General features: G+C 51.1%; 19 protein-coding genes and 1 tRNA gene. 11 read left to right on the top strand and 9 right to left on the bottom strand.

From position 1 onward, the window contains the following. Positions 1-216: 216 nt before the first annotated feature. The gene (locus GVJ63_RS13420; protein ID WP_159227006.1) at positions 217-8,802 is read right to left on the bottom strand and encodes a GH36-type glycosyl hydrolase domain-containing protein; all 8,586 of its coding nucleotides are present in this window, start codon (positions 8,800-8,802) and stop codon (positions 217-219) included. Positions 8,803-9,109: 307 nt separating this feature from the next. Here GVJ63_RS13420 and GVJ63_RS22495 point away from each other — a divergent pair, with 307 nt between their 5' ends. Then, entirely contained in the window at positions 9,110-9,265 is a 156-nt protein-coding gene (locus GVJ63_RS22495; RefSeq protein ID WP_216844881.1) for a YnfU family zinc-binding protein, read from the top strand. Between the two features lie 118 nt (positions 9,266-9,383). On the opposite strand, the gene GVJ63_RS13415 is transcribed toward GVJ63_RS22495, so the two are convergent. After that, positions 9,384-9,656, bottom strand: a complete 273-nt coding sequence (locus GVJ63_RS13415; protein ID WP_223566104.1) for a hypothetical protein — start codon at positions 9,654-9,656, stop codon at positions 9,384-9,386. 366 nt (positions 9,657-10,022) lie between these two features. Between GVJ63_RS13415 and GVJ63_RS13410 the strand changes: the two genes are divergently transcribed. From GVJ63_RS13410 to GVJ63_RS22380, 5 genes are all read left to right on the top strand, one after another. Further along, positions 10,023-10,325, top strand: coding sequence for a hypothetical protein (locus GVJ63_RS13410; protein WP_159227005.1), 303 nt, complete (start codon positions 10,023-10,025; stop codon positions 10,323-10,325). Between the two features lie 498 nt (positions 10,326-10,823). After that, positions 10,824-11,903 (top strand): hypothetical protein, encoded by a 1,080-nt coding sequence (locus GVJ63_RS13405; protein WP_235038359.1) that lies wholly within the window; start codon positions 10,824-10,826, stop codon positions 11,901-11,903. Positions 11,904-11,916: 13 nt separating this feature from the next. Further along, positions 11,917-12,381 (top strand): serine/threonine protein kinase, encoded by a 465-nt coding sequence (locus GVJ63_RS13400; protein ID WP_159227004.1) that lies wholly within the window; start codon positions 11,917-11,919, stop codon positions 12,379-12,381. Position 12,382: 1 nt separating this feature from the next. Beyond that, positions 12,383-14,410 (top strand): hypothetical protein, encoded by a 2,028-nt coding sequence (locus GVJ63_RS13395; RefSeq protein ID WP_235038358.1) that lies wholly within the window; start codon positions 12,383-12,385, stop codon positions 14,408-14,410. A 351-nt stretch (positions 14,411-14,761) separates the two neighbouring features. Next, on the top strand, positions 14,762-14,965 hold the full coding sequence (locus GVJ63_RS22380; RefSeq protein WP_235038357.1) for a hypothetical protein: 204 nt from the start codon (positions 14,762-14,764) through the stop codon (positions 14,963-14,965). A 384-nt stretch (positions 14,966-15,349) separates the two neighbouring features. Here the strand turns inward: GVJ63_RS22380 and GVJ63_RS13385 are convergent. Next, positions 15,350-15,425 (bottom strand) — tRNA-Ile (locus GVJ63_RS13385). Positions 15,426-15,627: 202 nt separating this feature from the next. After that, the gene (locus tag GVJ63_RS13380; RefSeq protein ID WP_159227003.1) at positions 15,628-16,419 is read right to left on the bottom strand and encodes an SDR family oxidoreductase; all 792 of its coding nucleotides are present in this window, start codon (positions 16,417-16,419) and stop codon (positions 15,628-15,630) included. A 138-nt stretch (positions 16,420-16,557) separates the two neighbouring features. Here GVJ63_RS13380 and GVJ63_RS13375 point away from each other — a divergent pair, with 138 nt between their 5' ends. Together GVJ63_RS13375 and mug are read left to right on the top strand one after the other, a co-directional pair. Beyond that, entirely contained in the window at positions 16,558-17,142 is a 585-nt protein-coding gene (locus GVJ63_RS13375; protein WP_154210442.1) for a TetR/AcrR family transcriptional regulator, read from the top strand. Then, entirely contained in the window at positions 17,139-17,657 is a 519-nt protein-coding gene (mug, locus tag GVJ63_RS13370) for a G/U mismatch-specific DNA glycosylase (RefSeq protein ID WP_033758840.1), read from the top strand. Before GVJ63_RS13375 ends, mug begins: the two co-directional genes overlap by 4 nt. A gap of 74 nt (positions 17,658-17,731) precedes the next feature. Here the strand turns inward: mug and rpoD are convergent, their stop codons facing one another. The 3 genes from rpoD to rpsU form a co-directional block, all read right to left on the bottom strand. Next, complete coding sequence (gene rpoD / locus GVJ63_RS13365; RefSeq protein WP_010678531.1) at positions 17,732-19,573, bottom strand: RNA polymerase sigma factor RpoD; 1,842 nt, start codon at positions 19,571-19,573, stop codon at positions 17,732-17,734. A 536-nt stretch (positions 19,574-20,109) separates the two neighbouring features. Further along, entirely contained in the window at positions 20,110-21,855 is a 1,746-nt protein-coding gene (dnaG, locus tag GVJ63_RS13360) for a DNA primase (protein ID WP_159227002.1), read from the bottom strand. Between the two features lie 118 nt (positions 21,856-21,973). After that, entirely contained in the window at positions 21,974-22,189 is a 216-nt protein-coding gene (gene rpsU / locus GVJ63_RS13355; RefSeq protein WP_001144069.1) for a 30S ribosomal protein S21, read from the bottom strand. Between the two features lie 278 nt (positions 22,190-22,467). Between rpsU and tsaD the strand changes: the two genes are divergently transcribed. Beyond that, positions 22,468-23,481, top strand: a complete 1,014-nt coding sequence (gene tsaD, locus GVJ63_RS13350; RefSeq protein WP_010249066.1) for a tRNA (adenosine(37)-N6)-threonylcarbamoyltransferase complex transferase subunit TsaD — start codon at positions 22,468-22,470, stop codon at positions 23,479-23,481. Between the two features lie 29 nt (positions 23,482-23,510). Here tsaD and plsY read toward each other — a convergent pair whose 3' ends face one another. Continuing rightward, entirely contained in the window at positions 23,511-24,116 is a 606-nt protein-coding gene (gene plsY, locus GVJ63_RS13345; protein WP_010249063.1) for a glycerol-3-phosphate 1-O-acyltransferase PlsY, read from the bottom strand. Positions 24,117-24,224: 108 nt separating this feature from the next. Between plsY and folB the strand changes: the two genes are divergently transcribed. Continuing rightward, positions 24,225-24,584: a bifunctional dihydroneopterin aldolase/7,8-dihydroneopterin epimerase gene (gene folB / locus GVJ63_RS13340; protein WP_159227001.1), complete on the top strand. Its 360-nt coding sequence runs from the start codon at positions 24,225-24,227 to the stop codon at positions 24,582-24,584. A gap of 191 nt (positions 24,585-24,775) precedes the next feature. Beyond that, positions 24,776-25,594: an undecaprenyl-diphosphate phosphatase gene (gene bacA / locus GVJ63_RS13335; protein ID WP_010249058.1), complete on the top strand. Its 819-nt coding sequence runs from the start codon at positions 24,776-24,778 to the stop codon at positions 25,592-25,594. A gap of 15 nt (positions 25,595-25,609) precedes the next feature. Here bacA and GVJ63_RS13330 read toward each other — a convergent pair whose 3' ends face one another. Then, entirely contained in the window at positions 25,610-26,842 is a 1,233-nt protein-coding gene (locus GVJ63_RS13330; protein ID WP_159227000.1) for a multifunctional CCA addition/repair protein, read from the bottom strand. Positions 26,843-26,895 lie beyond the last annotated feature (53 nt).

Genomic DNA, 26,895 nt, shown 5'->3' with positions numbered 1-26,895 from the left:
CCACTGAAAAAATCAAAACCACAAGATAGCATGGGCTTCGCGAGGGAAAACAGGGCAGGGCGACAGATAATTGTGGGCAGGCGATTAACCCTCGCCACTCACCAGAACGCTGCCGTTCAGCTCCCAGTGCTGACGCGGGTGGCAGCTCAACGGCCCGCTCGCAAAGGTCACTGAATCTCCTCTTTAAGCTGATGCAGGCGGGTTGTCAGGTTTAACTTAACCTGATGCAGAGCCCAGCCTGACTTCAACCTGATGTTCCTGGCGATGGCTTTCCAGCGCTATTTCGTCACCGTCACACCGTTTGCCATCCAGCCACAGCTGATAAATGCTGTCACCGCGAGTGACCCGGATGTTGTAGATCCCTTCCCCCTCACGGTAGACAATTTTTATCTCTGACCAGTCAGCGGGAAGCTGTGGCCGGACAGACAGCGCGTTGCCGCGCCGGCTTATCCCAAGCAGACTCTCACTGATAAGCTGATAGGTCCAGCCTGACGAACCGGTATACCAGGTCCAGCCACCCCGCCCGCTGTGGCCTTCGGCCGCATACACATCCGCAGCCATCACATAAGGCTCTGCTTTGTAGATCGCCATATCCTGTTGATTGCCACTATGATTAACCGGATTAATCATAGAGAGCAGGGACCAGGCGCGCTCTGTTTCACCCATCGCCGCAAAGGCCATAATCGCCCACAGAGCCCCATGGGTGTACTGACCGCCATTTTCCCTGACGCCCGGTAAATAACCGCGAATGTAGCCCGGATTTGGCCCTGCACCATCGAAAGGCGGAGTGAGCAATTTAATCAGCCGGTTATCCTTATCAACCAGATGCTGATAAAGCGCCTCCATCGCTGACCGGCATCTGGCGTCCTCGCCTGCGCCAGAGAGTACCGACCAGCTCTGGGCAATGGCGTCTATCCGGCACTCACTGTCAGCATGTGAACCGAGCGTCTGGCCACTGTCAAAAAAGCCGCGCAGATACCATTCGCCATCCCAGGCCGCATGGTTAAGCGCGGTTTTGAGCGTCTGCGCGTGCTCCTGACAGTGGCGGGCGGTATCGGTATCGCCGAACCGCACAGCCAGCGCGGCAAAGCGGTCCAGAACCGTATAGAGGAAGAAGCCGAGCCAGACGCTTTCACCCTTGCCGGCAATCCCGACGGTACTCATACCATCGTTCCAGTCCCCGGAACCCATCAGCGGGAGGCCGTGCTGACCGAAAGTAAGGGCGTGGTTAACCGCGCGAACGCAGTGCTGCCATAGCGGTTCGTTAATCTTACTGACGCCCGGAAGCTCATAGACAGACTCTTCGTCCTCTGCCAGCAGGCGACCTTCAAGGTAGCTGACGGGCTGTGACAGCAGCGCAATATCATCGGTTGCCTGCACATAGCGGCACAGCGCATAGGGCAGCCACAGGTAGTCGTCGGAGCAGCGGGTTCTGACGCCGCGGCCAGCAGGCGGATGCCACCAGTGCTGTACATCTCCCTCGATAAACTGGCGGGATGCACACAACAACAGCTGATCGCGCAGGCGCTGCGGGGCAGCGTGAGTCAGCGCCAGCGTATCCTGCAACTGATCGCGGAAACCAAAGGCACCACCAGACTGATAGTATCCGCTGCGCGCCAGCAAACGGCTGGCCAGCGTCTGGTACAGCAGCCAGCCGTTTGCCAGTAAATCGACCTCCGTTGCCGGTGTCTGGATTTGCACTTTAGTCAGTAGCTGGTGCCAGTGCTGTTTAACTTTGGTCAGCTCGTTCTGAGCCTCCCCGGTGGAGAGGAACTGCTGCATCAGCGCGGTCACTGTACCCTCATCTTCCCCCACGCCGAGGGCAAAAACAAAGCTGCGGCTGTCGCCGTCAATCAGTGTCGTCAGCGTCTGCAGCGCGGCGCAGGGATCCATTCCTGCCCCGGTGTTACCCGACAGACCGCGAACATTCATCATCGCGGGCTGCCGTGTGGTGCCGTTACGACCCAGACACTCAAGCCGGTTGCCGCTGTGCGCAATCCGGGTACCTGTGACGGCAAAAAAAGCGGTCCGTGCAGAGCCCGTGCTGTTATAAAAGTTTCTGGCCAGAACCGCGCTGCCTGTCGCGATAGCGGCAGGGGACGTCACCACATGCCTTGCGGAGCGGCTCGCCAGCTCACCCAGAACCCATTCGACGTATCCGGTAATCGACAGATTACGCGTTTTGCCAGAGAGGTTACTCAGCGTCAGCAGGGAAAGTCTGACCGGCGCCTCTTCTGCCACGAACACCGTTAACGTGCTGCTGATGCCATACTCCGTGTGTTCAAACGTGCTGTAACCGAAGCCATGACGGGTCAGATAATCCCCCTTGCCGCGAACCGGAAGCGGCGTGGGCGACCAGACATCACCCGTCTCTTCATCACGCAGATAAAGCGCTTCGCCAGAGCTGTCACTGACGGGGTCATTGTGCCAGGGCGTCAGACGATATTCATGCGCGTTTTCATACCAGCTATAGCCCTGGCCACTCTCGGAAATGACGGTGCCCAACTGGCTGTTGGCCAGCACATTGCACCACGGCGCAGGTGTCTGCTGCTGGCCGGAAAGAATGATGTGATATTCGCTGCCGTCCTCGTTGAAGCCACCGGTGCCATTAAAAAACTGCAACCGCTCCGGCGAAAAGGTGACGGCTGCAGGCGGCGGCGTCTTACTGACCGATGGAAACGCAAAAGCCGGCGGGGTGCGCACCGGTTTTAACAGCGTGCTGAGCTGATCGGCGAGGCTGCCGTTCCGGCCTTCCAGCACGACCGCCGCGACGCTCAGCAACAGTTGCAGATCGTCAGCGGAAAAACTTTCGCTTTTGCGGATAAATATGCCGCCAGGTTTGTCCGCCTGCTGCCGTTCATCTCCGGCGGGGATCAGGGTCGTGAGCTGATTGAACAGGTTCTGCTGGTAGCCGCCCTGGTCGCTGTTCAGGATGAGCAGATCGACCGTCAGCCCTTTTTGTCGCCAGTACTGATGCGCCTGAATGAGGGTGGTGACCAGGTCGAGCTGATTAATGTTTTCTATCCGAACCAGAAGAATCGGCAGATCACCCGAAATCGCATGACGCCACAATGACTCCTGGCCCAGCCGGTTCTGCATCAGCGCGTCTGATTCGCCACGCATTTCGGCACTGGAAAACAGCACGGCACTGGCCAGCTGATTAAACAGGCTGGTATCTTCGGTGCGGATATTCAACTGACGCAAGGCGACCTGACTATGAGACCACGCCAGTTCAAACACCCGATCGGCGCTGATGTGGTTACGGTACTTCTCAATCAGCGCAATAGTGGTGTCACGCTGAAGTGTCACACCGTAAAGCATATCGATGGTGACGGCCTCTCCCGCTTTTAACGTCACTGACTGGCGAATTGATAACACGGGATCTAACACCGCTCCCTGCTGACCCGTTAATTCACTGCCCGGCATCAGCGCCTGAGCATCGGCTGGCGTCCTGCCACGCCCGAGAAAACGAGCCCGGTCGGTTTCAAAAGAGGTCTGGCGGCCGGTATTGCCATGTATCGCCATCGCGTGAAACATCCATGCCGTCACTTCATTCTCTTCACGTGGCCGACGGTGAGCCAGAATCGCTTCCAGCCTGTCAACGATTTCAGTCTGGACGAACAGATTACTGAACGCAGGGTGGGCCATATCGCTGGCTGCTGGTGCCAGTACCACTTCTGTGTAGCTGGTGATATCGAATGGGCGGGTCTGACGGGAACGGTTAGTGACCGTGATGCGTCTGATCTCCACATCATCTTCCGGGGAGACCACGATATGCGTGTGAATGCTGAAGGTGGTGCCTGAAGCGTCAAACTCAATCCCGGCATCATTGAAACGGGTTTTATAATGCGGACGCTCGCAGCAGGTCGGCTGATAGCTGTGAGCAATCACTTCGGCGGATTGCAGATCGGTAACGTAGCAGAACGTTCCGTAGTTGTTGCTGGTGCTATCTGCACGCCAGCGGGTGAGTGCCAGCCCCTTCCACTGGCTGTAGCCTGTCCCCGCGTGCGTCACCATCAGATGATAATCTGCATTGGAAAGCAGCTGAAGTTGTGGCTGGCGCGGATCTGAACCACTGAATTCACGCTGGTCGGGAATGCTGCGCTGCTGTTTAGGGTCACTGTTTTCGACAAAACTGCGGCGTGGGGTATAGAGCTCAATATCATCAGGCACTTTTTCCTGAAGCAGCAAACGCGACGACTGAAACAGTGCGCTGGACATAAAGCGCGCGACCATGGGCGCATCCAGCAGCTGGTGAGAGAGTGCTAGCAATCCCATCGCCTGGTGATGGGCCATATACGATTTGACGATCGCAAATGGCTGACCGGGAGCCAGTCGATCCGCGGTGAAATCCAGCGCTTCGTAATAACCGTAGTCACCGCTGGCACCCATTTTTTTAAGTCTTATCAGATTAGCCGTCGCCTCCTGCGGCAGCACCATCAGCGCCAGCAGCGTCGCATAGGGCGCAACAACATGATTGTCATTCAGGCCGCGTTTCAGACCCAGTTCTGGCGTACCAAATGCCCGATACTGGTAGTTATGATTGACGTCAAACGCAGCGTAACCCGATTCCGAAACGCCCCAGGGCGTATCGGTGCTGTTACCCGAGACAATTTGTTGCCTGACCGCCGATAACGCCATCTTTTCCAGCAGCGTGTCGGGGTAAACCGGCATGACCAGGTGCGGCATCAGGTATTCAAACATTGAGCCGCTCCATGACATCACGGCGGGCTGGTTATTCAGCTGAGTAAATAAGCGACCCAGTACAAACCAGCTCTTGGCCGGAAGCTGGCTGGTGGAGATAGCAAAGTAGTGCGTCAGGCGGACTTCTGAAGGGAAAAGGTCATATTTGCTGGCGTCCAGCAGACCGCTGTCCATGTTATAGCCCACGCTGAGTAAAGACGTGGCCGGATAATAGAGAAAGCGGAAGTCCATACTGGCGTGATCGCTAAGGCGGCTGTCCAGCTCCAGCAGGGCAGCCATCCGTTCGCGGGCGGCCCATATTGCAGTCTCTGCCTGTTTTTCCGGGAGTCCGGGGCGGTTCAGGTTCAACTCAGCGAGCCACAGCAATGACGGAATGTCGGCAGGCAGTGGCGCATCCGGGCTAACCCAGCTGAAAAGGAGGGACCACTCCTGAGTAAAATCGACCAGCTGCTGCTGGAAAAGCGCCGGCCAGTTTACCCGCGTTGTCGGAAGATAAGCCTGTTCTGCCAATACGCTTAATGCCAGCAGAGCCTGCATCCCGGCGTGAAAATCGACGGGCGAAGCGCGCTGCATCAGGCTTAACTGCGCATCGATTTGCTCCACAATGTCGCTGCGGGTGTCGCTCAGTTGGTCTTTAAGCAGTGAGAAGGTATCGGAGAGACCTTCCAGGATACAGGGGAGAGACATCACCGGCTGGTATTTCCACTGCGCCAGGCCAGCCTGAAGGGTCACAAGGTGAGCCGCCATATTACCGCTGTCTACGGTTGAGACGTAGCGTGGGTTCAGTGGTTTTAACGTCTGGGTGTCATACCAGTTATAAAGATGTCCTCTGAAATGCTCCATTCGATCAAGGGTATCGAGGGTGTCGAGAGTACGGCTGATGACCCGATTCTGGCTGATATAACCAAAATCCCATGCCGTCAGGTTTGCCAGCAGCGACAGGCCAATGTTGGTCGGTGAGGTCCGGTTGGCCACCCGCGACTCCGGAATCTCCTGCAGATTATCCGGCGGCAAATGGTTGTTGTCACTGCTGGCAAATTCGTTAAACCAGGCCCAGGTTTTACGCGCGGTGCGACGCAAAAAGAGGCGCTGTTCCGCTGAAAGGCTGCCTGGCTGAGCGCGTTTGGGCTGGCTCATGCGGCTCAGTAACGCGGGGGCGACCGCCCACAATAAAGCGAGCGCCAGTGCGACATGCGTCATCAACGGCATGCTCAGGCTGGTCAGGAATACCAGAGCCGCGCCTGCTACCGGATTAATCCACATGCGGCGGTAGAAATGGCGCACATCAGGCTCGACAGGTTTCTGTGATGAAGCGCTTTTCCACTCGTTCAGAAAGCGGTGGCTGATAGTCAGGCGCCATAAGGTTACGATAATCGCCTTCAGCGACCAGTAACTCTCGTGAGGCAGGATGGCCAGCGCCAGGCCAGCGCGGGAGAGGCGGTTAAAGGCATCGGTGACCAGCATGGATAAATGCTGCCGCCAGGCACGCTTTTTACTTTTCGTCACCCCGTCGATTACCAACGCTGGCAGTCCCGGAAGCAGCAGAAAGAGCATGATGCATCCGACCCAGAATGCCGGGTTCGGTACTATCGTGCACAGCATAAACACCAGCATCAGCAGGGCAGGCGCCACCAGGCTGCGGCGCAGGTTGTCTGTTAATTTCCAGCGGGAAAGCGCACTGAGCGGGTTCTTTTGACGACTGCAATCTTCCTGCCGCACCTGCAACCGTAGCCAGTTAAGGAGCTGCCAGTCGCCCCGCACCCAGCGAAATCGTCGGGCAACATCGCTCAGATAACTATCCGGATATTGTTCATACAGGACGACGTTACTGACCACACCGGAGCGGGCATAGCACCCCTCAAGCAGGTCATGGCTCAGCACCAGATTTTCCGGACAGGTATTGCGTATCGCCCGGCTAAAGGCAGCGACATCGTAAATACCCTTGCCGACAAATGAGCCTTCACCAAACAGATCCTGATAAATATCGGATGAGAGTGAGGAGTAAGCATCATTCCCCGGAATGCTGCTGCACAGCCGGGCATAGCGGCTCTGACCGTTAACCGGTATCTCTTCAGCCAGACGAGGCTGCAGGATGGCATAGCCTTCAACCACCCGATTTTTGACATCATCGAACACCGGCGCGTTGAGCGGGTGGGCCATGACGCCAATCAGCTTATGCGCAGTCTCACGCGGCAGTATTGTGTCGCTGTCGAGAGTAATCACATATTTAACGCTGTGCAGCTGAGCCTGTGTGGCACCTACCGTGACGCTGAAGGCGTTTTCTTCACCCTGAAGCCAGCGATTCAGGGCATGGATCTTACCGCGCTTGCGTTCATACCCCATCCAGACGCCCTGAGAAATATTATGGGTGCGGTCACGGTGTAACAGGGAGAAGAGCGCAATGTCCGATTTACCCCCGCTGTAGCGCCGATTCAGCGCTTCTGTTTTCAGCACGGCGTAACGGATAAGCGCGGCGTCATGATGATGGTCCTGTTCGACGCTATCGGTAAAGTCGGTCAGTAACGCAAAACTGATATTCGCTAAGGCGTTACCGAGATAGCAGATTTCCAGAGAGCGCAGCAGGGCGTCTGTTCCCTCATTGCTGCTGAGTAAACAGGGGATAACTACCAGTGTGCGGTCATGCTCCGGTACCGCCAGAGAATAATCGAGTCGGGGCAGGGGAAGGGGATGGCGGCTACGGGTGGTTAACTCGCTCAGCAACTGCAAGGCTAGCTGGCTGCTGACAATGATGGCGGGCAGCACCAGCAACCACAATAAAGATGCCATGCCCGCCTGATGGGTGCTGTAGAGCATCTCGGCGGTAAACGCGGTTGTCAGCAGTAAAAGGCTGCCTAACCAGGAGAGTAAAGGAGTCTGGCTCAGATGCTGCCGGCTCCTGTTCAGCCACGTCACCTTAACGTCAAGCTGCTGTTCCAGTTGCTGAAATCCTTTATCCAGCAGGTAATAGCCGACATGCTGCTGACGCAGGGGAAGATCAGGCTGGCTGGCCAGCGTCAGCACAGCCTGGGCGACTTCACGTTCATCAAACCGACTGTGCCGTGCCAGACGTTCAATCACGTGGCGGTAGTCATCGCGACTGTCAAAATGCATCAGCGGGTATGTCCCGGTGGGATCCTGCTGCAGGACTTTCTCAACCAGGCTGACGGATTCGACAAAGGCCTGCCAGTCAATTTCGCCGAGTTGCCGCAGGCCGGTAATACTATTGCTGACAGAGAGCTGACTCAGGGCCAGCTGCCGGTTGAACTGCTCAATGACTTCCGAGGTTTTCCGGCCGGTATTTTCCAGCTGTTGTTCGACCCAGGTTAACGCCAGAGTATTGTTCTGGCCACTTAAGCGCCGTTCAAGTTCAGCGACGAAAGCGCCGGAAACCTGCGGGTTCTGGCGGGCCATATCAGCGATGACCAGAATAACTTTTGACGCATCTTCGGCGGCAGTGGAGAGGATATCGCTGATCCACTGCTCCGCTTTATTACGTTCCTGATGTACCCTGGCCACGTCAGCCGCAATCCGGGCCAGATTGTTGATAAGCGCAAACCGTAACATGGCAGGCATGGCCCACAGTTCGCCGAGCAGCAGGGGCGTAACGCGCTGGTAAGCAGCGATAAAAGGATGCAGGACGCTGGTTTCCAGTCGGCCATCACTGTGCTTAATCATCTCCTCGGCGATAGCCTGGATGCGCAGGTAATGAGCCGACTCCTCCAGCATGGGCAGTCCTTTACCGAATTTTGCCGGTAACAGGTGCCGGACCAGGCGGATCTGCTCTTCAATGATGTAAAAATTATCCAGTATCCAGACGGCCGCCGGTGACTGGCTGCGCTTATCGCCTTCACTCAGGATCTCTGCGCTGCGCGTCAATGACAATTCATTATCTGCCAGCTGCTGCAACAGTCGGTAGGACCATTTTCCACCCGACAGATTATGCGTTTTCGCTAATTTTTCGCCGTAGTTATCCATTTGTTCAGCCGAAAAAATATCTGGCCGATGGGCCTGATAAATACCTTCTGTCGGGAACAAAGGAAAATGCTCATCGGGTAATTCACTTTCCCGGCTGAACCACGTCGTCAGTTTTATTTTCACACTCATTTCCTTGCGCTTACGCAGCAGCTGGATCCGGAAAAAAAGAAAGGATGACAAAAAAGGAGCCAAAAGAAGGGCTGGAGGTGATAAACAGGTATAGATGATATTGATTATAGTCCTGTTTCCGTTATTCGTAGCTATCCTGATTAACCGGCTGGCGTTCTCTTATGGCGATAAAATAAAGTTAAAAAAATAAACAGCTGCCTTCTCCTCACCTTAGCCCTGTTTAACATCAGAGCCGACAGATAAAAAAATTAATTTACCTGCACTGTGTTACGCTGAGGAAAATATTTCAGAGGATAACGACATGACCTGGTTGAGCTTTCTCTTCGACGCGCTACACAGCAGCGAAACCAATACACAGTGTCCGGTGTGTAAAAAGTTTTCCAGACAGTCTGTAGCTAAAAAGAATAAAGGACAGGCAGTCTTATGCCCTCACTGTAAGTCATTGTATGTTATATAAAGTCCGTCGTCTTTTTATGTTGCGAACAGCAGGCAGCAGCAAGTCATACTGTTTAACCTTATCCCTCATTGAGGCAATATCTTCGTAACATTAATTTCAATGTGCTGATAACTCTGCATTATCTTTCGTACTCGGTGAAATAACGCTTTGATTCACCCTGGTCGAGAAATTCGAATGGTGACAGTTGAATAATATCTGGTCCTGCAGACCACACTTCATTAACTCTTGAGATAATATCGCCTTCCTGAAGCGTCAGAAGGTTATTAATGCGTAACACAGCAAATCTGCCATTTTCAAATTCGACCTGATACAACGCAACTTTCTTCAGCGGCATGATGGTTCTTCCACGAATTACCCGGCAGCAGAGTTCAGCACTTGATGAACTTTTCATGATAAACCTCTAATCTATTCATACTCTTCTGTTCAATAAATTAATCTGCAGAATTGTGAATCTGACCTCAGCGCACACGTTGTGCAGATTTCAATTGGCCCGTCTGGACTGCATTTGTTCATATCCGTAAATATAGCGGGTTTATGAAAATAATCTGATACACCCTCTGCAGGGTTAAAAAGTGACTCCGGGGTATCAGTCGGGTTATCAGAGTGAATTTGCGGCGGCCTGGAGAAAGGGTAATTCTGAGAGTGAAGGATTCGACATTACTAACTGAGCGTTGTATCTAATCCTGGGGGCAGGTCATATAATGCGGGTGATGCAGGTGATTGGGCTGGCTACATCAATGCACAAGGTGGCCCGTTTGTGCATCGTGATGGACTGGTGGTGCGGCCTTGGTATCAACCTGATGATTACCTGAATGAGTATCGTGAAGAGGTTGTGCGTCTAAAAGGGTTGCAGACTTTAACCGCTGGTGGTGATTCCCACATCCTCACTCGTGTAAATCAGTGGAAGCTGGTGCCAAAGCAGGCTGTTGGTTTGGAGGTTGACCTTCAGGACGCGAATGCGGCCTCTTGGAGTTCTGACAATAACTGTACGGATCCACCTAAATGTAATCTAAATCCTGTTCTTCCAAGCGGCGAAATCGACCATTGGAATAGCTCCTAATGATAGAGATTTTAGAACTAACGGCCTTAAATCAACTAAATGAAAGCGATTTTAGTGCTTACATGTTGCGCAAATGGCTTGTTAGCTTTTGTTTGGTTAGTCGAAAATTTTCAAGACTTAATTGGTCGCTTTTACATCTCACATTTGCCCTTAAAACCAACCTTTTGTTAGAGATAATTCACAAACTCTCAAATGCCATGGGAGGTATGAATGGACGATAATCATAAAATTAACTTTCAATATCATAGGTATGTGGCCTTGTCGTCAATTTTAGCGGTCTTTGTAATTAAGATTTAAGCTGTATTTATATACAGTACTTGCTATGATGAGAGACATTCGATGTGGTGACTTGATACTTAAACCTGCTTGAAAAATCTCTTTAATTTAAAGGATTGGTGAGAGCATTCCGCTAGGTTTAGACAGATTAGTAGCATGAGATTGATCGTTAATCTATCAAGTGCCATAAATGCCACTGACTAACCAGTTGGGGTAAGATTTATGCTGCATCAGAGATTTTTAGTAAGCCAAATTGATGCTTTTGATGAGCAGTTCGGCTCATTTAGTGCTTTAAAATCTTTTCCAGTAGGTGTTGGATTTATAGCCAGTTTTATTTACGCCCTTAAGAACAAAGGGTTATACTGGCGTAAAATTTTTTCAATGGACTTGGAAATGCGAACTGACCCTCACAGCGACCCCAAAGCATGGGAATCATATTTCAAAAGCATTATCTGGCTTCACTATAAACCCGCAAACTGTTGTGACCTACCCGACTCGCATGGCGGAGATTTTGGTCTTGAATGCTACACTTTGGAAGGACACGTTTTTCAATGTTATTTACCTGAGCAATCGAGTGATATTGATAAGCTTTATAAAGCACAACGAAAGAAAATCTATAACGATATTGAAAAGTTCTCTAAAACTAATGTTAAAGAACTTAAAGAACTTTTTGGTAGCCTAAAAATAAGTCGCTGGATTTTGGCTACACCGTTCAATAAATCATCTAAACTCAGTCAGTATTGTACTAATAAATCATTAAAAGTTCGAGATTTAGGACTTTCATATGTAACTGATGATTTTCAAATTATTGTGCAAACTGAGAAGAATTACATTCAAGAGTCATTTGCTTTACGTAAAGAGTCTTATCAACTGAGTTTAGAACTTAATGATACGACAATTGAAGGTGCAATTGATTTCATTAGTAGTAATAGTTCTTTTCTTGAAAAGTTAAATTTAAAACTACCAAAAATAAATGATTCACTTTCAAGGCAAGAACAGATTAGGAATTTTTTAATTCAAAAGTTTCTCGATTATCAAAATTTATTAGACACGCTCAAGACAAATTGGGTTGATATCTATGAAGTAGTTTATAAGTGCATACAGCAAAGAGAGAATAACTTAGTTGGTACGTTCATGCTTGCGCCTTCAGATGCACAACCATCTGGAATTATGACTGAACATATTGAGTCGCTGAAAAAATGCATTGAAGAAGAAGTTCCAACTTTCAAACAGGCAGATCTTGAAAAAATCACATGGGGCGTTATTTCTGACTGGCTGATACGTTGCCCATTAGATTTTTAAGGTAGAAAATCATATGAAAATTACAATTGAAGAAGTTATCAATAAACCTTTTACTTTTACAAAAAGGCCAGAGCTTCTACCTTGTGACATGAGACCATTATGGCGTTGTAGTCTAGTATTGATAGTTTTTTCTCTGGTTGGACGTTCTGGTTGCTGCTCTTTGAAGAAACTTCATGTGGTTAATTGGGCCTTAAAATCCGATCAAAATAGTACAAGCTATGAGATTTGGACGTTAAATAAAGAAAGTATTAGGCCTGAAGTTCGTATGGATCCAACTCTTGATAGGGCAATTGAATTATTATTGTATGAAGGTTTTATTATAAGACATAATGATAAGTTCAAAATCTCCGAGAAAGGGGAATTGTGCGTAGCTAAACTTATCGCACTTGAGGTGTTCAAGGATGAACGTTTTAAACTAATAAAGTATAAAAAAGAGTTATCCGAAACTAACATTAATAAAATATTTCAGGTAGGTTGATATGTCATTAGAGATAATTTCATTAGAAATTGTTGCAAATACTACCGATGGGCGCTACGGCGTATCCATCCCATTTTCGAAGGGTTTATTTTTACTGAGAGTAGAAAACTCTCATGGTAAATCCACTTGCATGAACGCGATAGCCTACGCATTAGGTATGGAAAAAGCTTTAGGAGTCGGCGCTGCAAAAATTCCATTTCCTCCCTCACTTACAAGAGCTTTAACTACAGCTGATGGAAAGGAAGTAAAAGTAATATCATCATATGTATTGTTAAAAATAAAAAATCATGATGGTAATATCGCCTCTCTAAAGCGGAACATAATAGGATTTGAAAGTGACAATATAGTCTACATTGATGAAATTAATGAGGACGATAATTCCATAAAGAGTGGCTCATATTTCCTTCATCGTGAAGGAGATACTGACCGTGATATGGGATTTTATAAGTGGCTTTCTAAATTTATTGGTTGGGCACTTCCTATGGTACCTAATCATAGTGGCAAAGATACCATCCTTTACCCCTCTGTACTTTTCCCTGCGTGGTATGTAGAGCAAAAAAAAGGGTGGGCATCGATAATGGCTACAATACCAACACAGTTTGGTATTAAGGAGGCTAAAAAAAGAGCGCTAGAATTTTTGATGGCTCTAAATGTAAATGAAAATATTCTGAAGAGAAGTGCATTAAAAAATAGTATTGATGAGATATCAAATCATTGGAAACTGATTCGGCGTAATGCTGAATTAGTTGCTTCAAAAGTATCAGCAGTAGTCGCTGGAATACCTGAACAACCCGAAGTAAAATTTGATAATTATAAAATTGATCTTGTTATCAAAGAAGGTGACAAAATAAAGTCGTTAGTTGAATTGAGAACGGAATATTCTATTGAATTAAATCTCTTAGAAACTAATGCATTGAGCAATATTAATGATGAAGCTTTGCAATTTTCAGTACAAAGAAAAATTAGCTCTAAAGTTGATGAGGTTCACGCTTTAGAGCAGGTTATACAAGATATTAGTGATCATAAAAGCTATATTAATTATCAGATACTTTCTACAAAAAAGAGACTGGAAAATCTTTTAGATGATAAGAAGAAATATGAAGACTTAAAGAAAATTTCAGACTCATCAGTATATGATTCCACTAAGTTACTATCAAACGAATGCCCTACGTGTGGAGGGCAATATAATGATAATCTCTTGGATTTCTCATCTCAAGAAAATCTTATGACATACGAAAGTAGTTTGGTCTTTATTAAAGAGCAGATAAAAGCGTTTGATTTTGTATTGTCAGATTGTAATGGTCAGTTGAAATTTAAGGAAGCAGAGCAAAGACGAATCGAGTCAAAAATTGCAACACTTAAAAGCGAGATAAATAAATTAAAAAATACAGACTACCCATCTTTAGCAATGCAAGAAGAGTATTTAAGACACAAAATAAATTTAGAAAATTCAATTGATGATATTGATGATGCGGTAAGAAATATTACAGACATTCGACTGGAATTAGATTCACTACATAAGAAATATAAAAAACTGACATCGGAGAGACGTTCCTTTCCTGAGCGAATTCTTTCAAAAGAAGATGCAAATAAATTACTTAATTTGAAAAATGGTGTCGTTGATCGGTTGAAAAAATACAACTTCACTAGTTTTGACTCGGAGTTAATTGGTATCTCAGAAGATAACTACTTACCTAATAGAGAAGGTTATGATATCGGTTTTGATACCTCTGCAAGTGATGGTATTCGAATTATTTGGGGGTATTTGATTAGTTTATTTTCTTTAGGTCAGGCATTCAATACTAATCATCCTGGAATTATTATATTTGATGAGCCAAGGCAACAAGAGGCAAACAAGGTTAGTTTCGCAGAATTGCTTAAAGATGCTGCTGAATCTACAAAAATTAATGGGCAAATTATTTTTGCTACATCAGAAGACGAAAGTGTTCTTGTGGATGCTTTAGATGGTTATGAGTATACAATTGTTTCCTTTAATAAAGATGAAGGGAAGTTAATAAGAAAGTTATAAATTAACATTTAGGATGGTGCTTTCTTGAGCCGTTCAAGTTGAGGAACGGCTCGGATAAATTATGAAATGTTATTTGTAATTTTATTGTGATTTGTTAATTTTTTCTAAATTTAGACATGCTTTCTACAAAGCTATTTATTATTATCCTATAAAGTTTGTGAACTATTTGCTATTTGCTATGAGCATTGACGTGGCAGGTCAGGGCAGGGTGAGAGTTTTTGACCTAGAATTGATTATACTGCCCGCCTCATCGTATTTTTATGCATACGAATTCAGGATCAAATTTTTTTCCTAGCTTTCTCATCTTAATCAGGATCAATTCTTAAGTTCTACCTATCGATTGGAGTTTATATGTCTATTCGAGCAAGTGGGGCAGAGCGTAAGAAAAATGTTGTTCCAATCGCTAACAAGCGAGCAAACCAAATTAAGCCACTCGCTGGATTGCTTAGCCCGGTCGCAGAAGAGGTTTGGAACAAGAATGCCAGAATTCTCTCCGAACGCGGAACGTTCGAGCTTGAACATTATTTACTGCTGATTCTTTACTGCAATGCCTAGCATTACATTGTAGAGGCCGATAGCTCTAGCGCGGAGAAGGCTAAAACGATGATGGCGAGCCGTGGACTTGCTGGTGAGGGCGACAGTGGCGGTGAGAAAACCAATCCGGTCTTCGCCGCTAGAAACATTGCTTTCAGCCAACTCGTTCGCGCAGGCTCGATGCTTGGCCTTGATCCTCTTAGTTCTCTCCGTGGCGGTTCAAGTAGCAAGAGGGACGAACACAATGAATTTGACAGATTTTAATTTTTTTTTCACGGTCATCGACTGCCACTATTCAAGTGGAAAGCAGGGTTCAAGCGAGAAGTTGAGTATTTTGAAGTATCCCCGAGGTATCCCCGGCTATTTTGAAGTAGTGCAGAATTGATGCTAACTTATTGATAAATTTGGTGGCCCCTGCTGGGCTTGAACCAGCGACCAAGCGATTATGAGTCGCCTGCTCTAACCACTGAGCTAAGGGGCCAGCGGAGCGGGGATTATAAAGTATCTCTTCAGGGCAATCCAGCACTCAGCCACCGGTTGCTGAAATAAGCAGCAGTGATTTACCTGCTGATTTCTATAACAAATCTGGCGAACCGCGATCCCGAAGTCGCAAACAGGCACGGATAATGCTTCTCCGTGCCTTTAGTGAAACCGGACTTCAGTCGTTATGGCTGATGGCTGACTCAGCGCTGACGATAACGGGATGCTGATTGATTCCGTGAAAGGTGGGGAACCATTGTGCCACGAGCCTGATCGTAGTCGTGCCACATCTGCAGATCCTCCAGTGCCGGAATGGTTACCGTCTCCTTGCTGTCGAGTCCGGCAAGCGCGGCGTCCACCATCTCATCAACGTCCATCAGCATTTCAGCCGGGATGTCATTAATAGACTGGCCTGCGCGATCGAAAATCTCCGTACGGGTCGCACCGGGCAACACCGCCTGTACCTGCACGCCGCTCTCTGCGAGTTCACGCTGCATCGCACGAGTCAGAGTCAGTACATAAGACTTAGTGGCGTTATAAGCGCCGTTGAACATCTCGTGCACCAGCGACAACACCGAGGCGATATTGATAATGATGCCGTTACCGCGTGCTTTGAAAGCCCGGCCAGCCGCCTGTGCCAGACGGGTGGGTGCCAGAATATTTAACGCCAGCATGGTGTTAATGCGTATGATGTCCGCCTCCAGAAACTCTCCCTCAACACCCATGCCCGCGTTGTTCAGCAGCAGCGTAATCTGTGCGTTGTTCGCGAGCTCCGACTCCACGCGTTGCAGATCCTGCTCGTGCGTTAAGTCAGCCGCCATAACCGTCACCCGAATATCGTGCTGCTTTGCCAGTGCGTCAGCCAGGGTAGTGAGCCGCCCCTGATCGCGTGCGACCAGAATCAAATCATAACCGCGTGCTGCCAGTCGTTTTGCATAGGTCGCACCGATACCGCTGGATGCGCCGGTGATTAAAGCTGTGCCTGATTGTGACATCTCTTTTTCCTCGTATGATGGTCGTCATAATAGCCATCAATATGACGATCATCATATCTGTCGTCAAGCTGGAATATGATGACCGTAATAATTACTATAATAGCCAGACGCTACGTAGCAGACACCGCAGGAGATGAGATGGAGAAGCAGAGCAGCAAAGCGCATACGCGGCGGCGTATCCTTGATGAGGCGGCGCGCGTGATGCGTGAAACCGGCACCGAAGGAATTGGTGTAGCGGCGCTAATGAAGCGGGTCGGGCTGACACACGGCGGTTTTTATGCGCATTTTACCTCACGCGAGGAGCTGGTAGAGGAGGTGCTGAAGCATATGTTTGCTGAAGCCGATACCTTAAAGCCCGCGGAGTCCGTGACCCAGCCAGCGCAACAGCTGGCAGATTTTATTGATAGCTATCTTTCCGAGGCGCATCGCAATGCACCAGCGCAGGGCTGTCCATTAGCCGCTCTGGTGAGTGAAGTAGCTCATCTTCCACAGCCGACACGGCAGATCTTCGCACAGGGCTTTAATGCGATGCACGGCAGTCTGACGCAGATATTACGTGAGTTGAAGTTGCCCGATGCGGAAGCGCTGGCCTCCAGCATGCTGGCAGAGATGGTTGGCGCGCTGGCGCTGGCGCGCGCCTGTCCGGATGCAGAGCAGGCCAGCCAGATGCTGCAACGCAGCCGCGATGCGCTGAAGCAGCGAACGCTGGAGGTGGCGGCATGAGTGAACACGCGATCCGCGACATCATCACCTCCGGTCTTGATGTGCTGTTCTGTGGCATTAATCCGGGTCAGTCAACGGCCCATCAGGGGTTTCACTTTGCGCATCCCGGCAACCGGTTCTGGAAAGTGATCCATCTGGCGGGATTCACCCAGCAGCAGCTGAAGCCGGAAGAGGAGCAGCGCTTAACGGAGACCGGCTGCGGCATCACCATGCTGGTTGAGCGGCCTACGGTACAGGCGAGTGAGTTAGCGCCTGATGAGCTGCGCGATGGCGGTAAACGGCTGATGGAAAAGGTACTGGATTACCAGCCGGCTGCGCTGGCGATTCTGGGTAAGGATGCGTTTCGTCGTGCTTTTAAACAGAGCAAAGTCGAATGGGGCAAACAGCCGATATGTATGGGAAAAACGCAGGTGTGGGTGTTGCCGAATCCCAGCGGCCTTAATCGCGCATCCCTGGACGAGATGGTAGAGGCGTATCGTCAGCTCTATGTGGAACTGCATGCGGGGAACGAATGAATCTGCGCAGGGCAGGGGAGAGGCGGTAACAGGCAGGCATAAAAAACCCCGGCGAACCGGGGTCTTTGTCTGACTTAATCGTCGAGGAAGCTGCGCAGCACTTCCGAACGGCTCGGATGGCGCAGTTTACGCAGAGCTTTGGCTTCAATCTGACGAATACGTTCACGCGTAACGTCGAACTGTTTGCCCACTTCTTCCAGCGTATGGTCAGTGTTCATATCGATACCGAAACGCATGCGCAGCACTTTCGCTTCGCGCGCGGTCAGGCCAGCCAGCACGTCATGGGTCGCAGAACGCAGGCTCTCTGAGGTAGCAGAATCCAGCGGCAGCTCCAGCGTGGTGTCTTCGATAAAATCGCCCAGATGTGAATCTTCATCATCACCAATCGGCGTCTCCATAGAGATCGGCTCTTTAGCGATTTTCAGCACCTTGCGGATTTTATCTTCTGGCATCAGCATACGTTCAGCCAGCTCTTCCGGCGTAGGTTCGCGGCCCATCTCCTGCAGCATCTGGCGTGAAATACGGTTGAGCTTGTTGATGGTCTCAATCATATGCACCGGAATACGGATGGTACGCGCCTGGTCGGCGATAGAGCGGGTGATAGCCTGACGGATCCACCAGGTCGCATAGGTTGAGAACTTGTAACCACGGCGATATTCAAACTTATCTACCGCTTTCATCAGGCCGATATTACCTTCCTGAATCAGGTCAAGGAACTGCAGACCGCGGTTGGTATATTTCTTGGCAATCGAAATAACCAGACGCAGGTTAGCTTCCACCATCTCTTTCTTGGCGCGACGTGCTTTGGCTTCACCGATCGACATGCGACGGTTAATGTCTTTGACCTGTTCAATGGTCAGACCGGTCTCTTCTTCAACCTGCGCCAGTTTCTGCAGGGAACGTGTCACGTCATCCTGCACTTCCAGCAGCTTTTCAGACCACGGCTTGTTCATGGCCAGTGCGGCTTTGAACCAGGTTTCATTGGTTTCGTTGCCGGTAAACAGCGTGATGAAGTTTTTCTTCGGCATTTTGCACAGCTCAATACAGAGCTTCATGATCAGACGTTCCTGCGTACGGACGCGTTCCATCATGGTGCGCATGCTGCCTACCAGGTAATCGAACTGCTTCGGTACCAGGCGGAACTGCTTGAAGACATCAGAGAGGTTCTGGATTTCAGCAACGGCGGCAGCATGACTGCGACCTTTGCTTTTAATCACTGCGCGGGTAGTTTCATACTGCTTACGCAGGTCAGAAAACTTCTCGCGCGCCAGTTCCGGATCGATTGAGTTATCGTCGTCGGAGCTGTCATCATCCTCCTCATCTTCTTCTTCATCGTCCTTACGATCGGCATCAGAGAGTTCAGAGCCCACGTGCGTTGCCGTTGGGGCGATATCTTCTTCTGCGTTAGGATCGACGAAACCGGTGATCAGATCGGAGAGGCGTGATTCGCCTGCTTCAACTTTGTCGTACTGATCCAGAAGATACGTAATCGCTTCAGGGTATTCGGCTACAGAACACTGAACCTGGTTGATACCGTCTTCAATACGCTTAGCGATGTCAATTTCGCCTTCGCGCGTCAGCAGTTCAACGGTACCCATTTCACGCATATACATGCGAACCGGGTCAGTGGTACGCCCGATTTCAGATTCAACGCTGGATAACACCTGAGCGGCAGCTTCCGCAGCATCTTCGTCAGTATCGGAGCTGTTTTCGTTCAGCATCAGATCGTCGGCATCCGGGGCTTCTTCAACCACCTGAATACCCATGTCGTTAATCATCTGGATGATGTCTTCGATCTGATCTGAGTCGACGATATCTTCCGGCAGATGGTCATTGACCTCAGCATAGGTCAGATAGCCTTGCTCCTTACCACGGGTGACAAGAAGCTTGAGCTGTGACTGCGGGTTTTGCTCCATAAGACGGTATCCACACTTCTGTTAAATTAGATTGGTGTCGGTCGGCAGCGAGCCAACAATAGCAGTAAAGGCATTTAATTCTTGCCGCTGCCTTCGTCGCGGCGTGGGCTTTGCCCATCAGTAATCGGCACTTAAGCCGCTTGTATAAACTCTGTGCTAAGGGCCTGGCTTACTTGCCATTCTGCTCCCCGGCAGTGCTCGCTTTCCTCACGTACTTCAGTACGCTCCGGAAGCTGTGCGCTGGCGGTGACCAGACTGGCTTCGACGCCTGCGGCCTTTAAACTATGTGCTGCGGGCCTGGCTTACTCGCCATTCTTATCCCCGGCAGTGCTCGCTTTCCTCACGTACTTCAGTACGTTCCGGAAGCTGTGCGCTGGCGGTGACCAGACTGACTTCGGCGCCTGTGGCCTTTAACTTGTGGTACTGCGGACTATTTCGGTCCCGGCATCACTCACGGTAGCGAAACGGGTGTCAGCGGCACTAAAACAGGCAATCTGCCCTTTCATCTGTCAGAACGGGCAGCGTGCTGAAAACAGTTACTTTCTGGCAAACGCCTGACTGAGAGTCCAGAGTTCCCGGCGCTCATCGGCGCTCAGTCCCTGGGTGCGTTCACGCGCAATCAAAAACTCCAGGCGCTCTTCAAGAGCAGAGTCGTAGATGCTGGCCAGCGAGTCCTGAAACACCGCTTCGGCTTCCTCATCTACTATCATGTGGTTCCAGATCGCCAGTGTTTCAAGCGTCTGACTAAAATTTGTTCCGCGATATAACTCTAGTAGCTGACCGGTGGTCAATCCAGGATTCTCATTACAATGGCCCACTAATTCAATAAATAGCGGTAAACCCGGCATTTTTGACTCAGACAGCCCATCAAGCGAAGGCACCAGGGTGGCCAGCTGCGGACTCTGAATCAGCAACGCGATCAGCACGCGCATAGTGGTACGCTTCAGCGGTGGCGCTACCGGCGTCGTTCCACTTGCGGCCAGCTTCGGCATCAGCTTTTCAAGCTGATTGTCGTCAAGAATACCCAGTTTATTCCCCAGTTCCTGACGCATATAAATACGTAAGGTCTCACCAGGGATCTGCGTAATCAGCGGTAAAGCCAGCGTGCTCAGGCGCGCTTTTCCGTCGCGTGAGCTCAGATCCACCTGCGGCAGCAGGCTATCAAATAAAAACGAAGAGAGCGGCATCGCCTGCTCCATCCTCGCTTCGAAGGCGTCTTTACCCTCTTTGCGTACCAGCGTATCCGGGTCTTCACCATCGGGTAAAAACATAAAGCGTAGCTGACGACCATCATTCATGTAAGGCAATGCGGTTTCAAGCGCACGCCATGCCGCTTCACGACCAGCCCTGTCGCCGTCGTAACAGCAGATCACGGTGTCGGTACTGCGGAAAAGCAACTGAATATGTTCAGCAGTGGTGGAGGTGCCTAATGACGCGACGGCATAATCTATCCCGTACTGCGCCAGCGCAACCACGTCCATGTATCCCTCAACCACTAACAGGCGGGCGGGTTCAGGATGGTTCTTAACGGCTTCATAGAGGCCATAGAGCTGGCGGCCTTTATGGAAAATAGGTGTTTCCGGCGAGTTCAGATACTTCGGCGTATCGTTACCCAGCACGCGTCCGCCAAAACCTATGACGCGTCCACGCTTATCGCGAATCGGAAACATGACGCGGTCGCGAAACCGGTCATAAGTTCGGCCTTTGTCATTGCTGACCAGCATGCCCGCTTCCATCAATGACTCGCGATCTTCCGATTGCTTACCAAAACGCTTGAGAACGTTATCCCAGCCGGCTGGCGCGTAACCTATGGCGAAGTGATTGATGATTTCGGCGCTCAGACCACGACGATCAAGATAGTCGCGTGCTGGCTGCGCACTGGATTGCTGCAGACCCTGCTGATAAAAACCGTTCAGGTTCTCCATCAGCTGATACAGGCTCTGGCGCTGATGGCGTTCCATCTGGCTGGGCCCGCTGCCTGCTTCATAAGGCACGTCTAAACCGTGGGAAGTGGCTAACTCTTCAATACTTTCCACAAACTCCAGACGATCAAAGTTCATTAAAAAGTCGATAGCGTTGCCGTGTGCACCACAGCCGAAACAGTGATAGAACTGCTTTTCGCCGTTTACGGTGAAAGAGGGCGTTTTTTCATTATGGAAAGGACAGCACGCATGGAAATTCTTACCCTGCTTTTTCAGCTTAACGCGGGCATCGATAAGATCCACGATATCCGTGCGGGCAAGTAAATCGTTGATAAATACGCGTGGAATTCGTCCAGCCATACGCCCCAGATTTTCAGCTCATAAACGGCAACAAGCCGCGCTTCCTTTCGGAAAGCACGGCCTTTTACTTGACTCTGTCTGCGTGAATCACGCGGTGGAGGCGGACCTCCGGAACGACTTAGTACAGACGAGTGCGGCGTGCGTTTTCGCGAGCCAGTTTCTTGGCGTGACGCTTAACTGCTGACGCTTTAGCGCGCTTACGTTCGGTAGTCGGTTTTTCATAGAACTCACGACGACGAACTTCAGCCAGAACGCCTGCTTTCTCGCATGAACGCTTGAAGCGACGCAGTGCTACGTCAAATGGCTCGTTTTCACGTACTTTAATTACCGGCATGTAACTCTCACCTCGATAAAATTCGGTTTTTGCTGCTGACTGCGGCGCCAGCACATTTCAAAATGGTGCAGCATTTTACTCCAACTCAAGTTGGTTTGTAAAGCACCATGGATAATTTGAAACCAACAGGAGCGTTTGCCTGTGCGGCTGCCGGTTTTTCCAGGGGCGGGAGTATAGCGCACTCTTTAGCCGACAGAAAATGACTTTTTACGGTGGATGCCCGCGCTGCACATCCAATTGCTGTGATAAACTGCGCGCCGCAAGAATGAGGTGATGCAATGCGAATTCTGGGTATTGAAACGTCGTGCGATGAAACCGGCATCGCAATCTATGATGACGAGGCCGGATTACTGGCTAACCAACTCTACAGCCAGGTAAAACTGCACGCCGATTATGGCGGTGTGGTGCCGGAACTGGCCTCACGTGATCACGTGCGTAAAACCGTGCCGTTGATTCAGGCTGCGCTGAAAGAGGCCGGTCTGGAGCCGCAGCAGATCGACGCGGTGGCTTACACGGCAGGCCCTGGGCTGGTCGGTGCGCTGCTGGTTGGTGCCACCATTGGCCGCGCCCTGGCGTTTGCCTGGAAAGTCCCCGCCGTGCCGGTCCACCATATGGAAGGCCACCTGCTGGCGCCGATGCTGGAAGAGAATCCGCCGGAATTTCCGTTTGTCGCACTCCTGGTGTCGGGCGGACATACGCAGCTGATTAGCGTCACCGGCATTGGTGAATACGCGCTGCTGGGTGAATCGATCGATGATGCCGCGGGTGAAGCGTTCGACAAAACGGCCAAGCTGCTTGGGCTGGATTATCCGGGCGGGCCAATGCTGTCGAAGATGGCGCAGCAGGGCACGGCGGGACGTTTTACCTTCCCGCGTCCGATGACCGATCGTCCGGGCCTGGATTTCAGCTTCTCTGGCCTGAAAACCTTTGCCGCTAATACCATCCGCGCCAATGATGATGATGCTCAGACCCGTGCTGACATCGCCCGCGCCTTTGAAGATGCGGTGGTGGATACGCTGTCGATCAAATGTAAGCGTGCGCTGGATCAGACCGGCTTTAAGCGTCTGGTGATTGCCGGTGGCGTCAGCGCTAACCGCACACTGCGCGAGCAGATGGCGATCATGATGCAAAAGCGCGGCGGCGAAGTGTTCTACGCCCGCCCGGAGTTCTGTACCGATAACGGTGCGATGATCGCGTATGCGGGCATGGTGCGGTTAAAAGGCGGAACGCGGGGAGAGTTAAGCGTCAGCGTGCGACCGCGCTGGCCGCTGGCGGAACTGCCCGCCATCTGATGTGAAAAAAGCCGGCTTGCCGGCTTTTTTTATGGCTGAGATTTCTTTTTGCGCTTCCAGATCTTGCCTTCCTGACCCCGCCACAGCCGCTGAATATTGTCGTGATGACGCAGCAGGATCAGACAGGAGAGCATGGAAACCGGGAAGGTGAACTGCGGTTTGAACCACCACACATAAAAAGGCGCGATCAGCGCGCTGACGATGGCACCCAGCGAGGAATAGCCGCTGAGTAAGACCGTTAACAGCCAGGTGCCGGTGACCAGCCCGGTTAAGTCCCAGCCAATCGGCGCAATCGCGCCAAATGCCGTCGCCACACCCTTGCCACCGCGAAAGTGAAAGAACACCGGATAGATATGACCCAGACAGGCGGCAATGGCGGTCAGACCGAGATAGAGCGGAGTCACGTGCATCAGATAGGCCAGCCAGACCGGCACCATCCCTTTCAGCACATCAAACACTAATACGCTGGCTGCTGCGGTTTTACCCCCCAGACGCAGGACGTTAGTGGCACCCGGATTGCCGGAACCGTGTGTGCGCGGATCGGGCAGGCCAGCGAGTTTGCAAACCAGAATCGCACTGGAAATCGAACCGCAAAGATACGCGAAAATAATCATACCAAGCGCGAAAGCACTCATAACACCGTACCGTTCCCTTTAGGGTCGTTTTGATCTCTTTAACCGTGGATAATACGCATAATCAGCCGGAAGTGGTATCCGGCTTAGCCAAAAACAGAGACTCTCATCATGGATATCGTATTTATAGAACAACTCACGGTCTTCACCACTATTGGCGTTTACGACTGGGAACAGGGCATACAGCAGAAGCTGGTGCTCGATGTCGAAATGGCCTGGGATAACCGTCTGGCGGCCAGCAGCGACGATGTGAAAGATTGTCTCAGCTATGCGGATGTCTCCTCGGCGATTCTGACGCATCTTACCGGCAGTCGTTTTGCGCTGGTTGAACGGGTTGCTGAAGAAATCGCGGATCTGTTGATGAACCGTTTCAATTCGCCTGGCGTCCGCATAAAGGTAAGCAAACCGGGCGCTGTAGCCCACGCAGCACAGGTTGGCGTGCGAATTGAGCGCGGGACTATTCCTAAATAAATACGATGTGATTGCCATCACAATGAAACCAAACCAAATTACTGTCTGTCATAGCGTGTACCGTTTCGTTACAGCAGGCGAAATGGTGTAGACCTTAAGGTTTAATTCAGGCTGATAGCGGCATGATTTCAGGCGATAGCCACGCGCTACCGCCTTTTTAATGGTTTTGAAACGGATAGAGGAAACATTTGATGGCAGATATTCATCAGCTTTGGGTAGCTGCAATCCTGGGCGTTGTGGAAGGGCTGACCGAATTTTTACCGGTCTCTTCCACAGGGCACATGATTATAGTGGGTCACCTGCTGGGCTTTGAGGGTGAAAAAGCCGAGACCTTTGAAGTTGTGATCCAGTTAGGATCGATTCTGGCTGTAGTAGTGATGTTCTGGCGCCGTCTGTTTGGCCTGATCGGCATCCACTTTGGCGAAGTCAAACATGAAGGCGTCGGCACTGGCCGTCTGTCGCTGATCCATATCCTGCTGGGTATGGTACCGGCGGTGGTCGTGGGTCTGGTGCTGCACGATCAGATCAAAACGCTGTTTAATCCGATCAACGTGATGTACGCCCTGGTGGTAGGTGGTGTGCTGCTGCTGGCAGCTGAGTACCTTAAGCCAAAACAGCCGAAAGCGGTGGGCGTCGATGATATTACCTATCGTCAGGCGTTTATGATTGGCTGTTTCCAGTGCTTAGCGCTGTGGCCGGGCTTCTCACGTTCCGGTGCAACCATCTCCGGTGGCATGCTGATGGGCGTGAGCCGCTATGCCGCGTCGGAGTTCTCCTTCATCCTGGCGGTGCCAATGATGATGGGTGCGACCGTACTGGATATGTACAAGAGCATCGGCTTCCTGACGATGGCGGATTTCCCGATGTTTGCGGTGGGCTTTGTCACGGCGTTTATCGTGGCGCTGATTGCGATTAAAGCTTTCCTTCAGCTGATCAAACGCATCTCGTTTGTTTCGTTCGCGATCTACCGTTTTATTGTGGCAGCCGCGGTTTACATGGTCTTCATGTAAAGCCCACGCAGCCTGCTAGTCAGGCTGCGTAATCGCCAGACCCTGCGCGACGGCGTCAATCCGTCGTCGCGTCAACTCTTCCCGCACTTCTGCACCTTTAAATCCCGCTTCGACCACCGCTTTGGTCGGCACCGCCTGCGCCAGCGCAAAAGCACGACGCAGATAGTCACCCTGCGGATAAGGCATGCTCTCCAGTCCGGCTCGCCCGCGCGCATCCGCTTCGCTGGTCAGCGCCATCTGCTCAACGCGCTGTGGCTTACGCCAGGCATCGATTCGGTCAAACAGTGCCACCAGCGACGCGGCAGATTGCCGTTCAATGGTGTGCACCACGTCGTGAAATTCGGTCACAATCAGCGCCAGATCGCGAATCGCGTTTGGCACCCGCAGTCGCTGGCACAGCGCCTCGACCAGGGGAACGCCGGCCAGGCCATGACCGTGGTGGCTGGGCCACAACTCAGGCGGCGTCAGCGCCTTGCCGACGTCATGGAACAGCGTGGCGAAGCGCACCTCGATCTCACTGGAGAGGGCGGCGGCCATCGCCAGTGTTATCAGCGTATGGACGCCAGTGTCGATCTCCGGGTGCCACTTAATCGGCGCAGGAATACCAAACAGATTATCCAGCTCAGGAAACAGCACCTGCAATGCACCGCAGTCGCGCAGGACCTGAAAATAGACCTGCGGATTACGGGAACTCAGCGCCTTTTCCGTCTCTTTCCACACCCGCTCAGCAGTGAGATTCGACAGCTCGCCGCTTTCGGCCATCTGCTGCATCAGCAGCTGGGTTTCGGGGGCAATACGAAAGTTGAGATGGGCAAAACGCGCCGCAAAGCGCGCAACGCGCAGTACCCGCAGCGGATCTTCACTGAAGGCGTCAGAGACGTGACGCAGCAGGCGCAGGGCAATATCACGCTGGCCATTATAAGGATCAACCAGCACGCCGTTTTCATCCTGCGCAATCGCATTGATGGTCAGATCGCGGCGTTGTAAGTCCTGCTCCAGCGTCACGTCGGGCGCGGACCAGGTGACAAAACCGGTGTAGCCTTTCCCGTTTTTCCGCTCGGTACGTGCCAGCGCATATTCTTCGCGACTGACGGGATGCAGGAAAACGGGAAAATCGCGACCGACCTGGTGATAGCCCTGCTCAAGCATGGCTTCAGGCGTGGAACCTGTCACCACCCAATCTTTGTCTGTAACCGGCAGATTCAGCAGCGCATCACGCACCGCACCGCCAACAAGAAACGTCTTCACGCAAAACTCCAGAGAAAAAGAAATGACCTGCACGCCGGGCGCATCCCGCGCCT

It is taken from the genome of Pantoea sp. 18059 (assembly GCF_902706165.1).
In the GTDB taxonomy this organism is placed as follows: Bacteria; Pseudomonadota; Gammaproteobacteria; order Enterobacterales; family Enterobacteriaceae; genus Pantoea; species Pantoea agglomerans.
The sequence above is the reverse complement of the archived record's forward strand: the minus strand, read 5'-3'. Positions and strand labels throughout refer to the sequence as shown.

Coding starts and splice junctions, on each gene's coding strand:
- mug (WP_033758840.1), top strand. CDS start 17,139: ATGAGTGAACACGCGATCCGCGACATCATCACCTCCGGTCTTGATGTG.
- GVJ63_RS22495 (WP_216844881.1), top strand. CDS start 9,110: ATGACCTGGTTGAGCTTTCTCTTCGACGCGCTACACAGCAGCGAAACC.
- folB (WP_159227001.1), top strand. CDS start 24,225: ATGGATATCGTATTTATAGAACAACTCACGGTCTTCACCACTATTGGC.
- GVJ63_RS13405 (WP_235038359.1), top strand. CDS start 10,824: ATGCTGCATCAGAGATTTTTAGTAAGCCAAATTGATGCTTTTGATGAG.
- GVJ63_RS13400 (WP_159227004.1), top strand. CDS start 11,917: ATGAAAATTACAATTGAAGAAGTTATCAATAAACCTTTTACTTTTACA.
- GVJ63_RS13380 (WP_159227003.1), bottom strand. CDS start 16,419: ATGTCACAATCAGGCACAGCTTTAATCACCGGCGCATCCAGCGGTATC.
- plsY (WP_010249063.1), bottom strand. CDS start 24,116: ATGAGTGCTTTCGCGCTTGGTATGATTATTTTCGCGTATCTTTGCGGT.
- tsaD (WP_010249066.1), top strand. CDS start 22,468: ATGCGAATTCTGGGTATTGAAACGTCGTGCGATGAAACCGGCATCGCA.
- dnaG (WP_159227002.1), bottom strand. CDS start 21,855: ATGGCTGGACGAATTCCACGCGTATTTATCAACGATTTACTTGCCCGC.
- bacA (WP_010249058.1), top strand. CDS start 24,776: ATGGCAGATATTCATCAGCTTTGGGTAGCTGCAATCCTGGGCGTTGTG.
- GVJ63_RS13375 (WP_154210442.1), top strand. CDS start 16,558: ATGGAGAAGCAGAGCAGCAAAGCGCATACGCGGCGGCGTATCCTTGAT.
- rpsU (WP_001144069.1), bottom strand. CDS start 22,189: ATGCCGGTAATTAAAGTACGTGAAAACGAGCCATTTGACGTAGCACTG.
- GVJ63_RS13395 (WP_235038358.1), top strand. CDS start 12,383: ATGTCATTAGAGATAATTTCATTAGAAATTGTTGCAAATACTACCGAT.
- rpoD (WP_010678531.1), bottom strand. CDS start 19,573: ATGGAGCAAAACCCGCAGTCACAGCTCAAGCTTCTTGTCACCCGTGGT.
- GVJ63_RS22380 (WP_235038357.1), top strand. CDS start 14,762: ATGTCTATTCGAGCAAGTGGGGCAGAGCGTAAGAAAAATGTTGTTCCA.
- GVJ63_RS13415 (WP_223566104.1), bottom strand. CDS start 9,656: ATGAAAAGTTCATCAAGTGCTGAACTCTGCTGCCGGGTAATTCGTGGA.